Raw genomic sequence first — 15,822 nt, 5'->3', positions numbered from 1 at the left:
TGATGCGCGGAGCATGACAGAGCTGATGATTGGCCGATGATACGCGGAGCATGACAGAGCTGATGTGGCGGAGCGATGATGCGCGGAGCATGACAAAAGCAGATATGGTGGGAAGTTCGGCTGTCCCCTATAGTCGCTGGCTGTCCATCTGCCGCCCATCTACTGCCACTCCATTTTAACTGGAAAATGTACAGTTATTTTTAAGATATTACGCCGGAATGTATGAATAGCTGGAAAACATGTATCTAATTCCTCACTTTCAGGCATTTCTGGTTGATTCCATTGAAATTAACTGTACATTTTACATTTATTTCAAATAAATCAGCAAATCGCACCATTTTAGCTGTACTTTTTACAGCTAAATCCCTTCTCTAACCCGCTATATCAGATCATTACACAACTGCTCTCGATGAACACACTACACCAATCCAATACAATCCAATACAATCCAAACCAAACTCAATCTAACCAAACTCACTCTAACCGGCTTTTTCAAATGAAAAAGCCGTCCCCACGTAGATTTCTCTACACAAGAACAGCTCTTCATGTATTTCCTAAAGTTTCAATCGATACATCGCCTTATTCTCTAATCCGCGAATCATCGGCGTCCACGGCTCGGATTCCGGTGTAACGAGCAGCGTATCCTCAACCATTTGCAGCTTGGCATCCATCGAATCGATGTAATGCAGCGCTACAGCCTCCGGCAACTGCGGCAGTACAGGGCTTCCCCACTCCGGCAAATTATGGTGTGACAACACTATATGCTGCAAGCCAATGACGAGATCCGATTGGAGATCTAATCCTAGATGGATCGCTGCCTCTGTAATCCAATTGGAGGCCATTGAAATATGACCAAGCAGCTTGCCTTGCACGCTATAGTCGGACACAATGCCCAGCTGCGCAATCATTTCCTCAGGCTTCGCAATATCATGAAGGATGATGCCCGCTTTGATCAAATCCGGATTGAGAAACGGCCGCTGTTTGCAAACAAACTCGCCAAGCTCCAACATCCGCACGATATGATACGCAAGCCCTGCGAAATAGGCATGATGATGGGTTTTGGCAGCTGGATAATGATCCAGTTTGTCTCCCACTTTCGCCACGCAAAATGCAACAATCGATTGCATCGTCGGGTTCGTAATACTAGCCAAAACACCGTTAATGGTATGAATAAGATCGGCTGGACTGATAGGTGCAGAACGAATAAAATCCGTGATTTGTACACCATCATCCGGCAGCGCTTTGCGGATTTTCACGATTTTCACCTGAAGCCGTTCGCGGTACATTTGAACGACACCCTGTACTTTTACCAATGTCATCGGGAAAAAGGTTTCTTTATCAGCGGCGCTGACGTCCCACATTTTCGCGGATACTTGCCCGCTTGCGTCGCAAAGTACGATATCCATGAAATCCTTCGCAGGCGTAGTGTTCGTTTGTTTAACATCCAACTCTTTAATCAAGTAAAACCCAGTAAAATCATCTGGTGCTTGTAGCTGTTTAATTAACGTCATTTGCGTGCCTCCATTGATCAATAGGAACATTATACTACGAAACGCTCCCATTTGAAGAGTCGCTTGTCATAGAAATTTATGGCGTATCCACAATAGCCGTTAAGACACCGGCTTAAAATCAATGAATGGAGTCATGAAGCTCATTTGAAAACATGAAAAAAGATTATTCTGCAAGCAGCCTGCTCAGCCGCCTTTAGAATAACCTAATTTCACCAAAGTTTTATTTACTCTTTTGAGCTAGCATGTTCAGAATTACCGTCACAGCCTCGGCTCTTGTTGTTGAAGCCATAGGAGCGAATTGGTTGGCGTCTTTGCCTTCTACAAGGTTTTGTTTCTTCAACGCCGCTACCGCACCTTTCGCCCAAGAAGGAACATCCTTGTCGTCCGCGAAGCCAGTTGAAGGGCTCGTTTCGACCGTGAGTTTCAATGCACCCACGATCATCACAGCCATCTCAGCACGTGTAATTTCTGCATTCGGACGGAAGCTGCCATCCTCATAGCCCGAAATGATGTGCCCTTGGACCGCTTGCGTGACCGCTTTCTGTGCCCAGGATCCGATCTTCGCCGAATCTGTGAAGGTGAGTTCCTTTCCATCTCCTTGCGGCTTCAATCCATTCATCAGCATCACCGCAAATTCCGCGCGCGTCACCATACCATTGGGATTAAACGTACCATCTGGATAACCGTTTACGATTCCGCTGATCACCGCTTGTTTGAGATTAGCCTCTGCCCAGTGTCCGGCGATATCGCTAAAGCGAACCTCCTGCTTCGTGTCTGTTGACGGCTTCTCAGCGACTTGCTCAACGGCAAATACCGCATATTTCGTAAAGTGATCGACTGCTACGGAAATTTGATTGCCGCTCACCTTACCGCCTGGCACTTCCACCCAAACTTTCTTGCCTTCGTCGTAATAGAACACCGACACCTTTTGACCGTCCTTCACGGTTGACGGATCGAATGCAAAGCTTAACGTTACAGGTTTGCTAAAATTCTCCGAGAAATTTTTCAGAATCTCATAGATCGGGCTGGCAAGAACTTCTTTTTCACCTGTCAAGAGTTGCTGCTTTATTGTGTCCGGCACTTTCTCAATCGTTACTATCAGATCTCTGTCTGATGTACCGGCAGGAATCGTGATAGTAACCTCAGTTCCCAAACTTACTTCACCTGCCCTGCCTGCAGGAAGTGTCAGATTACCGTTTGTCGAGGTCACCTTGGTTTCGCTTAAAGGTGGGGCAACGTAGCCGCCATCACTGCTGCTAGATGCACGATTCACTGACACACTGTACGTCTTCGTTTCGCCATTCTGCGCTGTCACCACAATCGGGATAACGTTGTCACCTACATGCAAGTTAACTGCTGCGCTTGCCTGACCTGATGCGGTCGTAATTCCATTTACAGTCATCGTCGCGGTACTATCATATATATTTGCTGTTACGCTTACACTCGAAACACGATTAGCCACACTGGAAGTATAACTCGTTGTACCGGCTGCAAATGCAGGATTTAGCGTGCCGTCAGACAACGTAAGTGAGCTCAAGTCCGCATTACTGGAAACTGTTGGAGCGTGATATACGTTTATCGATTTAAACTGAACAACGGTGTATGGAACATAATTCACATCGCCGTTTGTGGCAGTTTGATCGTAGTTACCGGCTTTAAAGTAGTACAGATGATTAGACGGTATAACCTGGCTAGGACTGGCTGTTTGTCCATTAAATATCAAGGCGCCGTTTATATAAACGGATAGCACACCTTCATTAAGGGCCATCCTATATGTGAAATACTGATTTAACGGAATTTTAACAGGAATATACTGGTACCCTATTGCATTTATACCACTTGGTTCATACAGGATGCGAATATTACTATTGGGACGAGCAGGGTCATATCCATACTCGAGTTCGCACAAGGTTGTTACACTTGGATCAAAAACTTGCCCAATGGTAGTCCAACCTACACCGCCTGAAGTTCCAAGAGTTGCAACAGCAACCGTGCTCGTCATTTCGTTAGCCCCAGTAGGCGACCAACCTGCGTCTGTTCCCGCTATAGGATCATATTCCCTTAGCTCACTGCGAGGATGGGCCGAGCCGGGTGTTGTCCCCCCCACAGCGGTGTCCATAAAGACTTGGCTTCCATCTGACCCAACGTAGAAATAGGGATCAGCATAGCCTGCTTGTAAGGCTTGTGATGTTTGACCTGCTCCTCCAGGGAGTGGCTCCTGCAAAGTCCAATAGCGATAATCAATGTTGGCGGCAGGAGGTTTGCCCGATAGGGTAAGCATAAATTTCTGCGGATTCCCCTGATTAAAGTTAAAGATAAAAGCGTGAACTCCCATACTCAGTGTGTTTAAATAACTGGGATCAAAGGTAATCGTATTACCTGATCGTACATAAGCCTCTTCAGGTATACTTGTCGTACCCTCACTAATGTTTGTAAACGTGTTGCTATTGAGATTCATTGTTGTTGATATTGTAGAAGGCGACATAGGAATATAAATAGCACCTTGAGACGAAAGGGAAGAGTCGGCCGCTGCTACGACTGTTAGTAAGTAGGGTAGGGATGACGAACCTTGCGTTGATGCAAAATTAAAGCTTAAATTGTAGCTCCCACTAAGACTGTTTAAGTAGGTGTTTGATAATGTAACAACATTGTCTACATCAACCGTATAATCACTACCTTGCGCAAGCGTGTTGGAACCATTGGTAATCCCTGTAAAACTTGAAGCGCTATCAAGATAAACAGCAGTAGCTACTGTATTTTGCAATGATTTATAAAAAGTTCCTGATGAAGAAGAAAGCGTTACAGGGGGTATTATTTGTAAGAGTCCAATACCTAGTTGACCGGTAGCAGGAGAGGGTTTTAAAGTATAATTAATCAAAATATAGCGTGCTGTAATTGGAGCAGTAAACGTTAAGTTTGATGTGTAAAAGCCACTATTAATGTTAGGGTCAGAACTCCAACTGTAAGTTCCATTCGTAACAGTGCCAGCTGCAACATTGGTAGGTACAATCGCAGCGCTAGTCCATCCGTTAGCTGTTGGTGAAAACGTTATCGCGCTATTGGAAGGTGTGGTGGAAAGTTTATTCCAAGGCGATGTAGGTGAAATGTCATTTGAATAACTTACTTCATACTGGGTACTACGGTTTATCGTATTGGTATCGATTGCAGTCGTGTGAAAGTTAAAACCTTCTATTTTACTAGAAGAACCAAGATCAATGGCTACCCATAAATTAGAAGAACCACTTGCAGCGTAAACGGTATTTGCCCCAAGCGTCCAAGTGACAATTCCACCGATATTGGCTGCTGTTCTAGTGCCATTTTGGGAGCTAGCCTTAATGTTCCCGTTATTGGTACCGTTGTTTAATGTTAGTTTAGTAGGCAGTAAGTTGGATACGGCAGCATAAGCCACAGATGACGGAAAAGTCGGAAACATCGAAAAAACGATTGCAATGACAAGTATAAGACTAAGGAAACATTTGGAATTTCGTTTTAACATATACGCTTTCACCTCATAGATTATTATTGTACTCACCGAAATGAAAACGCTTTCTATCGAGTACGCAGACTAGTTATACCATACCCCCGACTATCAAAAATAGGACAATTTCTACTTCGTATAGGGGAATTTTTAGAATGAAACAAATTCCCTCGTAGTGAATCATTCAGACAGCAGATAGAAGTTGGATCTCATTAAAACGAACTCGTCCTAGGCGGTTCCATTAGCCGACGCATGTCACATATGATTGGGGATCTTCTTGATGTCGTTCAGCTCCAAGAACACCGCATTTCGCTCCAACGAGAGCCTATTAAGATTCAATCAACCGTCTTAGGTGTCATCGCTATGCTAAAGTCATGGTAGAAGGCAAGCCCATCCTGCTTCAAATGGATATCTCAGAAACCATGCCATTGGTTATGGCGGATGAGAAGAGACTTGTACAAATTTTGTATAACCTCGTACATAACGCTCTTAAATACACTGAAAAAGGAATAATCTCGGTTTCCGCTGAAACTAAGGATGCACATGTCATTATCCATGTATCGGATACCGGTGTCGGGATGGATGATGAAACACAGTCTCGAGCATTCCTCCCCTATGAGCAAGGGGCTTACGGGATAAGCGCTGGTAGAGGCATTGGACTTGGGCTAAGCATTTACAGGCACTTAGTGGACTTACACGGCGGCACATTGACAGTTCATTCTGAGCTGGGCAAGGGCAGCATATTGGCATCGCCAATACGAATCAACGATTAACTCAGTTGTATGGTCGTGGTTTGTCTATTGTCAGTAAGCCTGGTGAAGGAACAACCGTGTCGTTTGTTATTCCTGTTAGCGCAGCAGGGGCAAGAGTCAGGTAATCGTGGATGTGTTTATCGTTCTAAAATAAAAGAGTCTGCTCCACCTCCCCGATTGCCGCGGGAGATAGGGCAGACTTTTAAGTCTAGATCATACTAGTGGAATATATGTTCCAAATCAATGACCAACTCTGGAAACGCAAATGACCACAAATTGTCTTCTTTTCCGAATACCTCTCGTTTTTGGAACGATCCTTCTTCTAATCCATAAACCTCAACCGTTTGATGAGCTAGGCGATTAAACGAATAACTCCATCTGTTTAACGTCTCCCAGTCTCTCTAAGGAAAACGGTGCATGATCACGGAAATAAGCTTGATTAATTTCCTTTTCTTTGGTCATGACCAGCTTGTTTCCATTTGCTGCTTGTCTGAGCCTGCAACTAAAGACGACTGGGAAATAGTCCTTGAGGAATTTGCCTTCCGCATGGGCAGTGAGTGCTATAATTTGAAACCCAAGCTGTTCAGCGATAAAAAAGACAGGGCTTAACACATGATCACTCGATGCCTTCCCGAAAGGGTTATCTAGGATCACTGTGCGATGTCTCTTCATGTTCGCTTGTATATGCTGGCGTTTTTCAGCCACATAGTTGAGTAAACCTAAGAATAACGTCATATTCTTGCTCCATTTTTCCCCGCCAGACCAATTATTAGACTGTTCCCACGAGAAGGAAGCCTTCGTCACGTTATTCTCATTGGTTACTTTGCGGCAAGACACTCGCATCGGATGATCTTGCAATACAATTTGCAGAAGCTGCTTGGTATCCAGCCATTTTTCAATCTCTTTACGAACCGTGGATTTCACTTCCTGCCCGCTGTCATCACGATAGTGACCTCTGTCCAGTTCAGCTAAAATCCATTCCAAATGCTTGCGCAGATGCTCTTTCGCCTCCAACTCATCCCATTCAGGGATCTGGAACGAGTAGATGTGCCGCCACTGATCCTCGACCCTAACTCTCGTTTTATTCGGAATATCTCGAAGTTCAGAAGCAATTAACTTCAAATGGCTGTGCACATGAATAATATACTGTTCGAGCTGCTGATTATGGGTGCGCATCGTCTCTTCAGCAACATGGTTGACGCGTTCAATGCGGCTGTGCATTTTCTGCTGAAATTGCGTCAGATCCAGATAGTTGTCTTTGTTCTCGACACCTTGTTCAGCCATATCTCTCATTTTGACATCTTTGATCTGCTTCCGGCAAAAATCAATAAAATGAAGTTTAGCCTTTTTCACGGACGACTCTTCTGCTTCTAGTTCTTTCGTCAGGTTTGTTAGGACTGTCACGGATTTCCGCACCCACTTCATTCGGTCATACGGAAATTCCGCCTTCTGCTCCTGTGTGATAAAAGCTGCCTGAATAAGCGGATTTTCAAACCTGTGCATGATTTTGTATTGATTTAAGTAGTCAACCACTTCTCCAATTTTACTTAATTGTGCTTGGATTTGTGTATATTGCTGCTGCAGGGCCGACTTCTGCTGGTGTAGACGTGTATCCTCACTTTGGACTTGTACATCCACGACGCTCAGCGATTCCGTAAAGGTCTGCGGCCTTTCATCCTTATGCGTATTCCCATACTGTTCAATGAGTAATTTGATCCTCGTAGTCAGTTCGTCAAATCGTTTCTCCACGCGCACCAATTCTTCTTTATCGCGAGTCAATCGTGATTCGTGTTCCTTCAGCTCTGACAATAGCTGCGACATCTGTTCCTCACCCATTACAGAGAAAGCAAGCGTCTCATTCAAATTCAAGTCCGCTTGTTCCAAACGAAGCTTGCTCATCTCTCTCTCCAACGTTGATCTGCTTGCGCGGCAATGGCTCAACTCTGCTTCCAGCTGCTGACGCCCTTGGGAGATGCGATTGAGTTTGAGATGTAAATCTTTACGCTCCGTTTTCAACCAATCTAAGCTATGATTGGCTTCAATGGGCTGCACATCCCCCAATTCGATGTACAGATCTTGACTTCGAAGACTCGCTTTCTCTGTTCTTAAATGAATCATTCTACTTTTCAAGGATTCGTTCTGCAGCTTCGCTTGCTCCATAGAGCGCTGCCTGGTTACCAGTTTATTTTGCTGATCATCAGACTGCTCTACAAGTTGGTCAATGGCCCCATTCAAAGTAACGATTTCTAAGCCTAACTCGGCATATTTCTGTCCTTTTTCAATCCACTGTTGAAGTTGAACCATCTCCACTTTTTGCTCGTCTATAACGAAATTAATCTGCTGAATCTCCTGATCTACCTGGCGTATTGATTTCTTAATCGTATCCTCTTGTGCCTCTAGCTCACGGACAGATTCGCGTTGCAGTGCCACTTGCCGTTCCATTTCATGTACGACCTCTAGTGGGTATTCCAATAGGAATCGACCGAAAGAGGCTTGAAGATCAGATGAACGCTGCAGCTCACTTTCCTTTTCTTTGCGTGCTGTCCGAACTTCTTCTCCTTTCAGAGATATCGCTTGCTTCCAGCTGACGAATTCCGCATTCTCTACATTGTCACGCCAATGCTGCGGTTCAACCCACGCGCTATCATTCACAGCTACTGGTGTATCACGATTGGCAAGATTCGCCGCTTCCTGCGAAGAGATCACTTGGATCGGGAATTGCATATCTTCAGCGTACTGCCGCAGCTTGCTTGTTACTAACTCAACCTCAGCTTCGGTCGTAATTAACGTCACGGACCAGAGAGGGTGAGTCATCGCCTGTTCGATTACATGTAAACTTTGTAAATAGTGAATACCTGTCTCCAATAATGTGAATTGATTTCTCCACTTATCCACCAATCCTGCCACATAAACATCCGCAAAAAATGTTGACTGAGAGCTGTAATCATCAATATAGCGGAAAGCAAGGCGCTCTTTCAGCAAATAGGCTTCCTTCTCGAGCTGCAGCTTCTCTATATCCTCTTTAAGCCGTTCTTCAATCGAGCTCATCTTCTCATAAACGGAAGAGATCCTTCCCCATGAAGGTCTGTACGAAGCGATTTGATCAAGTATGGATTGATGCTCTTTTTTAAATGCTTCAAGCTTGTGCTCTGCACTGGCACGCTCCACATAGGCGATTTTGAGGCTTTCACTCACGCCTTCCAGCTGGCTCGCGCTTTCCTCTTTGCTGGATGCCAAAGCCTTATTCTTCTGCACCAGCTGCACATGGCCCTCATCCAGCTTCTGAACCCGTTGCATCCATTCCGACATGCTGCCTTCCATACTCTCAACTGCCGGATTCGTCAAAACATGAGCTCTCAACTCGTCTTTATCTTTCTCACGGGCTTGCACAATGGATCTATGTTCAATAAGCTGCTTGTTCAATGCCTCTAATTCACTTGAAAGCTCGTTCAGAATCGTTTCCTCTAGGTTCATCCTACTCTGATGAGCAGACAGTTCCTGAATGAGCTTCTCTTCTTCGGTCTGCCACTCTTGCTCCATCTTGCTGTAAATGCTGCGGATTTGCCCGCCATTGTGGATCCAAGCTTCCCTCAGAGCATCCTCTTCCTGCGTATTCCCAAACCGCTCGAGTTCGCGCTGCACATAGTTCATGCGCTCTTCGGCAGAGCTCCACTGTTGCTTGTAATCGGCCAAACGCAAAGAATAGTAGTTCTCTTTAGCACTCCGTACAAGCTTCTCTTTAAACTCAACGTCTTCCTCTACCAATCTGAGCTTGGTTTCCAGAACGGATTGCTCCTGCTTTTCCTTCGCAATGTGAAGCGATTCCTTTTTCCGAGCCAATCCCTGAAATTGCTCGTCGCAGGCAGCCATCTGCTGATGCCATTGGGATAGCTTGCCGTTTTCCTCATTCTTCTGGTCATTCACTAACAACCAATAGGCCTTAGTCTCAGCTTGAGCGGCGGCATAGGCCATCTGCTTCGTATCCATCGCAGCATAACGAAGGACATACTGATCCAATTCAACGAGAATTTTTTTATTCTCTTCGATTTTCTCTTTTAATTCTTTATATTTCTTGAAGCTGTCCCGATGCATTTCAAAATTATTGGCAAACTCGCCTTGTTCATATCCGCCCATGGCATCTTCTACCGTTGGAATCAACAAGCGGTCAAATAATTGACTCGTCGTTTTGCATTCATCAAAGAAGCTCTCCACACCGCCTTCTGAGCTATTGATTTTCGCAATACGTTCCCATTCTGAAGCGATGATATGGTAATCATTTTCCAATATTTTTTTGTAATCTTTCATCGTGGCAGGCAGCTTCGCATTCATTCTTTTCACCGTCATCTGGTGGTAATAATCATGAATTTCGCCCCTATCGGCCGCTCGAAGATGACCGGCACTTTCCTTCACAAAAGGAATTCGATCAATGGCATCCGGATCAAGCACTGGATAATCATACACATATCGATACGAATCCATCCCTGTTGCTGTCAAAAACAAGCTGATGCACGTCACGACATATCTCCGAGGACGTTCGCTAAGGATCCACTCGATTGCAATATGCGCAGGACCATTCTCGAGACTTAACGTTTCTTTTATTTTACGTCCGGCTAGTTCCTCATGCGGTAGAATGGCTTGGATGGCGGACTGAATGAAAACCGTCTTACCTCCCCCATTTTCCAACAATATCGCACCGTTATGTCCATCAAAATGAAACAATTCATCGTTGTATCGCTTATTCCCATCCTCATAGACCACATTTGTAAACCGTATTTTAGAGATCGCTGGCATGTTCGCTGCCCTCCCCCTCGTTCGTATCACTTTGATATAAAAACTCCAAAATACCGCGATTATACTCTAACTCCATAAAATAACGCTGCACAACCACCTTCGCCTTATCGGTCAAGGTGATTTCCTGATTGCCAATATCGATCACCAGTTCTTGTGCAATAAGAAACTTGCGGACCGAATCCATAAAGCTGACCCGACTAATCGTATTCCCGCTTTGTTTCGCGGCCGTTTCCTTGATATCGTCCATGGCACTCCATTTTTCAATCAAGGCCGTCCAGTTATACGAAAACTCCTGCTCCATCTCTTTTAGTTCCGCCTCAGGATGTGTTTTCAATAACGCAATTCGCTCATTCACGAGCGCAGTCCACTCTTCAATCCCGATAAAGCTTCTAGTAGGCTCCATCGTTTGATAGCTATCATAGAAGGCACCAATGAGCACAATGATACTGACATACATGAGATAAAGATCTGCATTCACGGCATTCGCCCGCAGATAGGTGCGTTTAATTACTTCATTATTCATATGAAAAGGCGATAGCCGCGTCTCAGGGATCATATACAGCTGTTCGCCGGCAATGATCGTTACGCAATCAACTTCTCGCGCGAATTGATCGACTAGTCCACGTACTACGTCATCCGCCATGTAGGCATGGAGCCACTCTTTTCCCACCTGATTATCGCGAGCGAGCAAGGTGTAGATGCGAAAAGCTTTCATTACAGTTCCATTTTCAAGTCCGATTGTCATCCTGTTCTCCCCACGAAATCAACATATTCTGTATGCTAAATCTATCATTCACTTGAATAATATCCTTTTCTTCGATAACGATTAAACAGCGGCTTCCCAGAAGTGCATACAAATCTTCCAGCAATGTCCCCTGCACGTCATTCTGCTGCTGATCCATGTCTACCGCCTGCAAAGGGCTTCTTTGATGTAAATAAATCCAAAAATCGTAGAAGACTCTCTCTCCCAGCAATCTAGTATCTTCACGCGCTTCAAACAGTTGGATAAAAAACTTCAATTCCACGTGGCCATGCTCTTCCATCAAGTGCAGAAGCTGCTCCATCAGAAGCTTGTACACTTTTTTCTGCATCGTCTGATAGCGATATTCATGACTGTCCCCGCCAATTTCAAGAAACTTAACATCCCGCTCTTGACCACTGCTGTCTTCCAGCATATTTTGCTCAGACCACACTGTCAGAAGCGACCACAACTTCGTCTCTTGAACCGGTAAGAACGGGGCTATCACACCTTTCATCGTCTCCACAGGCAGCGGCGTGCTAAAGATTAGCGATGCAATATCCTGATCGAAATTAAAGGAATCTAGGCCCGTATAATACAAGGATTCTTGTGCTGCGCCCAAGGCATGTGATTTCAATACCATACTCTGGTGAAAAAGAGCAGAATGCTCACCATGTACCTTTTCAAGCTCATTGGATATGCGTAAAATTAACTCATAAGGCCGTTGATCTGTCTGTCTAACGATTGCCGCTTGAACACGATCCTTGGTCTCTTTCACGAACTGCCGTAATTCTTCAAACTCTTCATTCTCCATTTGCAATCGCAAATAAATATCTTCCAGTAACCCTTTATAACGTGTGAACGTTTCCTCCGACACAATGTTCCTTTTCAACTCATGCTCCAGCTTGACCATCCGCTCCTGCAGAGCTTCCACATCAATCCGCATTTCATTAATTTGCCGCAGAGCACCTTCGAACTCACCTTTTTCCAGTTGCTTGCGAAGCACCAGTTGGTGAATCGACAGTTGGAACTCCGTATAAAATTCTTTGGTCGCGAAGATCAGCTCCAACCCATCCTCGTCAAGCGTGTAGTATTGGGTATTCGTTTTTAAGTCGAAGGCATTCGCTTTCAGGATCGAGATATAAATATGCTCCTTCTCACCGGATTCCCAGTTCATAAAGGTGAAATCCCGCTTCTTCCCAGTCGTCGGGCGAAATACTTGCGTAATCTGTCTAGCCAGATCTTCAAATCCGGCATCGTCCAAATCAATGAATTTCCCCGTCACCTTCAGAAGAAACTCAGCTAAGTCTTTGACACCTGCCTTGTTATTACGCATCAACTTCTGTTCAAAGAAGTACAGCAACGACAGCAGCCCGAGTTCCATGAAGTCGATCGGTTTGTTTTGTCGGTCCGTTTGACGTTTCCGCTGAAGCTCATAGAGCGGGTCAAAAAGGGCCAACTTGGTCATACGTTCCCGAAATCCGGAAACAACCTGACCAATTTCTAGGTAGTCCATGATGTATGCCTCCAAATTCTGCAAAGCTATGTATAGTAGAGTTAGGTTCCCTCGCATTCGCCTATTTCATAGAGAAGTCTATATTATATCAGAAATTCACTTTTCAAAAGTTTTCGTCACCACTTTGAAAACATTCCCATCTTTTCTTAGGCAAAATTCCCGAAACAATTCACCACATATCCCCCACACTCTTGAATATATTTAATAACAAGCTTTATTTCCCTATGCCTGATTAGCGCCACCGCTTATCATAAACGCCAAGGAGGTGTCCCCATGACAGAGCCGTTATTTATCGTTTCCAAAGAGGATTGGTCACTTCACCGCAAAGGATACCAAGATCAAACCAGACATCAAGAGAAGGTCAAAGATGCCATTAAACAGAACCTTCCTGATCTGGTTACAGATGAAAGCATTGTCTTGTCTAACGGAAAACAAGTCGTGAAGGTACCGATAAAAAGCTTAGACGAGTACCGATTCCGCTATAATTTCAACAAAGGGAAGCATGTTGGGCAAGGTGACGGCGACTCTAAAGTCGGCGATGTGCTAGGCACAGATCCGCAGCCAGCGCAAGGACCTGGTAAAGGTGAAGGGGCTGGCGATCAAGCCGGCGAGGATTATTACGAAGCGGAAGTCAGTATGGAAGAGCTGCAAGCGATGTTATTCTCGGAGCTGGAGCTGCCGAATTTGCAGCAAAAAGATAAGCGGAATATGACGTCCACCGAAGTGATTTTTAACGATATTCGTAAAAAAGGGATCATGTCCAACATCGATAAGAAACGTACGATTTTAGAAAACATGCGCCGCAATTCCCGCTCCACCTCACCCGGCATCCACCATATCAGTCCAGATGATCTTCGCTTCAAAACATGGGAAGAAGTCGAGAAACCGCACTCGAATGCGTTGATTATTGCCATGATGGATACCTCGGGTTCCATGGGCTCGTTCGAGAAGTACATAGCCCGCAGCTTCTTCTTCTGGATGACCCGCTTCCTACGCACGAAGTATGAGAACGTGGAAATTGTGTTCATCGCGCATCATACAGAGGCTAAGGAGGTCACAGAGGAAGAGTTTTTCACCAAGGGAGAGAGCGGGGGCACGATTTGCTCCTCTGCCTACCAAACAGCTATTGATATTATTGATAAAAGGTACCCTCCTTCCCAGTTCAATATTTATCCGTTCCATTTCTCAGACGGCGATAATTTGACCTCCGATAACGAGCGCTGTGTCAAGCTAATTACCCAATTAATGGAACGCTCCAATATGTTCGGCTACGGAGAAGTGAATCAATATAACCGCAGTTCTACGCTGATGTCTGCCTTCCGCCATATAAACAACCCGAAGTTTCTGCATTATGTCATCCGTGAAAAAGGCGAAGTGTATAAAGCTCTGAAAACCTTTTTCACCAAACAGGAAGGAGTGCCTGCGACGTGAGTAAATCCGAAATCCAGAAGCTCGAATATGCGATAGATGAGATTAATGAGATTGCCAAAGGCTTTGGGCTCGACTTCTATCCGATGCGGTACGAAATCTGTCCGGCAGAAATCATTTACACCTTCGGGGCCTATGGTATGCCAACGCGCTACAGCCACTGGAGTTTTGGTAAAAACTTCCACAGAATGAAGACCCAGTATGACTTTGGGTTAAGTAAAATTTACGAGCTGGTCATTAATTCTGACCCCTGCTATGCTTTTCTACTGGATGGCAATTCCCTCATTCAAAATAAACTGATCGTCGCACACGTGCTTGCACACTGTGACTTCTTCAAGAACAACGCGCGTTTCGCCAAAACGAACCGCAACATGGTGGAGAGCATGTCGGCCACGGCCGAACGCATCCATCAATATGAAATCGAACATGGCATCGATGCCGTCGAGCAGTTCATTGATGCGGTACTTGCCATTCAAGAGCATATCGATCCGGTTCTGACCCTCTCTTATCGCCAAACGCGCAACCGGCAAGAAACGCACAAAGGTTCCACGCCAGCCGCGCCGACCTCAGCTACGTATGGGTATGAGGATTTATGGGACATCGATAGCCGAAATAAACCTATGGTCTCTCTGGACAAAGAAGATACCAAGCGCTTTCCGCCGAAACCGGAGAAGGATCTTCTTCTTTTTATAGAGGAAAACGCGCCCTATATGGAAGAATGGCAACGTGATATTCTGACCATGCTGCGCGATGAAATGCTTTATTTCTGGCCGCAACTCGAAACGAAGATCATGAACGAAGGCTGGGCTTCGTACTGGCATCAACATATCCTGCGCGAGATGGATTTAACCGAGGAAGAAACGATTGAGTACTCCAAGCTGAACTCCTCCGTCGTCGTTCCTTCCCGCCATTCGTTGAACCCTTATTATCTAGGCGTGAAAATATTCGAAGATATCGAGAAGCGCTGGGATGCGCCGACGGACGAAGAAATCCGCAGATTCGGAAGAAAACCAGGTGAGGGACGAAAGAAAATCTTCGAAGTACGCGAATACGAGTCGGATACCTCGTTTATCCGTAACTATTTAAATAAACCATTGGTTGAAGAATTAGATCTCTATGTGTTTGAGAAGAAAGGGCCCGAGTGGAAAATCACGGATAAAACGTGGGAAAACACACGGGATCAACTCATCTACTCACGCGTTAACGGCGGGTTCCCTTATATCGTAGTTGAGGATGGGGATTATCAACGCAATGGGGAATTGTATTTGAAGCATTGTTTCGAAGGCGTCGAACTTGACCTCAAATACGTGGAGCGGACGCTGCCGTACATCTATAAGCTCTGGGGCAAAACGATACACATGCATACGGTGGTCGAGGATAAACCGGTATTATTCAGCTTTGATGGGAAGAAGCATCATCGGCGGTTTCTGTAGTGGAAGGAGAAAGCCCAACCCTGAGGGGTTGGGCTTTTGGGGGTGTTTACGTCCTATCGTCCCTATCAAAAGATGATAATCAGACGATAGGGAACGTCATTCCGCTATTTACATGAAATCAGCCGATATCGTGAGGAAAGGGAACCTAGATCCTCTATTTTTGCTAATTTGGCA

8 protein-coding genes are annotated in these 15,822 nt (G+C 45.2%); 3 read left to right on the top strand and 5 right to left on the bottom strand.

Features of this window, described 5'->3' with window-relative positions; all coding sequences use genetic code 11:
- Nucleotides 1-554: 554 nt before the first annotated feature.
- Nucleotides 555-1,511, bottom strand: coding sequence for a 3'-5' exoribonuclease YhaM family protein (locus tag A8709_RS19220; RefSeq protein ID WP_065854144.1), 957 nt, complete (start codon nt 1,509-1,511; stop codon nt 555-557).
- 220 nt (nt 1,512-1,731) lie between these two features.
- A complete protein-coding gene (locus tag A8709_RS19215; RefSeq protein WP_065854142.1) occupies nt 1,732-5,007 on the bottom strand; it encodes an S-layer homology domain-containing protein in 3,276 nt (1,091 codons plus the stop codon).
- Between the two features lie 386 nt (nt 5,008-5,393).
- Here A8709_RS19215 and A8709_RS19210 point away from each other — a divergent pair, with 386 nt between their 5' ends.
- Complete coding sequence (locus A8709_RS19210; protein WP_341833430.1) at nt 5,394-5,762, top strand: sensor histidine kinase; 369 nt, start codon at nt 5,394-5,396, stop codon at nt 5,760-5,762.
- 339 nt (nt 5,763-6,101) lie between these two features.
- Here the strand turns inward: A8709_RS19210 and A8709_RS19205 are convergent, their stop codons facing one another.
- Genes A8709_RS19205 through A8709_RS19195 form a run of 3 tightly spaced genes read right to left on the bottom strand, consistent with a single transcriptional unit; the run spans nt 6,102 to nt 12,787 of the window.
- Entirely contained in the window at nt 6,102-10,532 is a 4,431-nt protein-coding gene (locus tag A8709_RS19205; RefSeq protein ID WP_065854138.1) for a coiled-coil domain-containing protein, read from the bottom strand.
- On the bottom strand, nt 10,516-11,277 hold the full coding sequence (locus A8709_RS19200; RefSeq protein WP_065854136.1) for a DUF6063 family protein: 762 nt from the start codon (nt 11,275-11,277) through the stop codon (nt 10,516-10,518). The genes A8709_RS19205 and A8709_RS19200 overlap by 17 nt, the downstream gene beginning before the upstream one ends.
- Nucleotides 11,261-12,787 carry a replicative DNA helicase gene (locus A8709_RS19195; protein ID WP_065854134.1) on the bottom strand — a complete coding sequence of 509 codons (1,527 nt, stop codon included), beginning with the start codon at nt 12,785-12,787 and terminating at the stop codon, nt 11,261-11,263. The genes A8709_RS19200 and A8709_RS19195 overlap by 17 nt, the downstream gene beginning before the upstream one ends.
- 273 nt (nt 12,788-13,060) lie before the next feature.
- Between A8709_RS19195 and yhbH the strand changes: the two genes are divergently transcribed.
- Together yhbH and A8709_RS19185 are read left to right on the top strand one after the other, a co-directional pair.
- Nucleotides 13,061-14,218, top strand: a complete 1,158-nt coding sequence (yhbH, locus tag A8709_RS19190; RefSeq protein ID WP_065854132.1) for a sporulation protein YhbH — start codon at nt 13,061-13,063, stop codon at nt 14,216-14,218.
- Nucleotides 14,215-15,648: a SpoVR family protein gene (locus A8709_RS19185; RefSeq protein WP_065854130.1), complete on the top strand. Its 1,434-nt coding sequence runs from the start codon at nt 14,215-14,217 to the stop codon at nt 15,646-15,648. The genes yhbH and A8709_RS19185 overlap by 4 nt, the downstream gene beginning before the upstream one ends.
- Nucleotides 15,649-15,822 lie beyond the last annotated feature (174 nt).

The sequence above is a fragment of the Paenibacillus pectinilyticus genome, assembly GCF_001700435.1.
Classification (GTDB): domain Bacteria; phylum Bacillota; class Bacilli; order Paenibacillales; family NBRC-103111; genus Paenibacillus_E; species Paenibacillus_E pectinilyticus.
This window is presented reverse-complemented; position numbering and strand designations above follow the sequence as displayed.

Excerpts from the sequence above, each read along its gene's own strand:
- A8709_RS19200 (WP_065854136.1), bottom strand. The coding sequence starts at position 11,277 with ATGACAATCGGACTTGAAAATGGAACTGTAATGAAAGCTTTTCGCATC.
- A8709_RS19195 (WP_065854134.1), bottom strand. The coding sequence starts at position 12,787 with ATGGACTACCTAGAAATTGGTCAGGTTGTTTCCGGATTTCGGGAACGT.
- A8709_RS19205 (WP_065854138.1), bottom strand. The coding sequence starts at position 10,532 with ATGCCAGCGATCTCTAAAATACGGTTTACAAATGTGGTCTATGAGGAT.
- A8709_RS19210 (WP_341833430.1), top strand. The coding sequence starts at position 5,394 with ATGGATATCTCAGAAACCATGCCATTGGTTATGGCGGATGAGAAGAGA.
- A8709_RS19215 (WP_065854142.1), bottom strand. The coding sequence starts at position 5,007 with ATGTTAAAACGAAATTCCAAATGTTTCCTTAGTCTTATACTTGTCATT.
- A8709_RS19220 (WP_065854144.1), bottom strand. The coding sequence starts at position 1,511 with ATGACGTTAATTAAACAGCTACAAGCACCAGATGATTTTACTGGGTTT.
- yhbH (WP_065854132.1), top strand. The coding sequence starts at position 13,061 with ATGACAGAGCCGTTATTTATCGTTTCCAAAGAGGATTGGTCACTTCAC.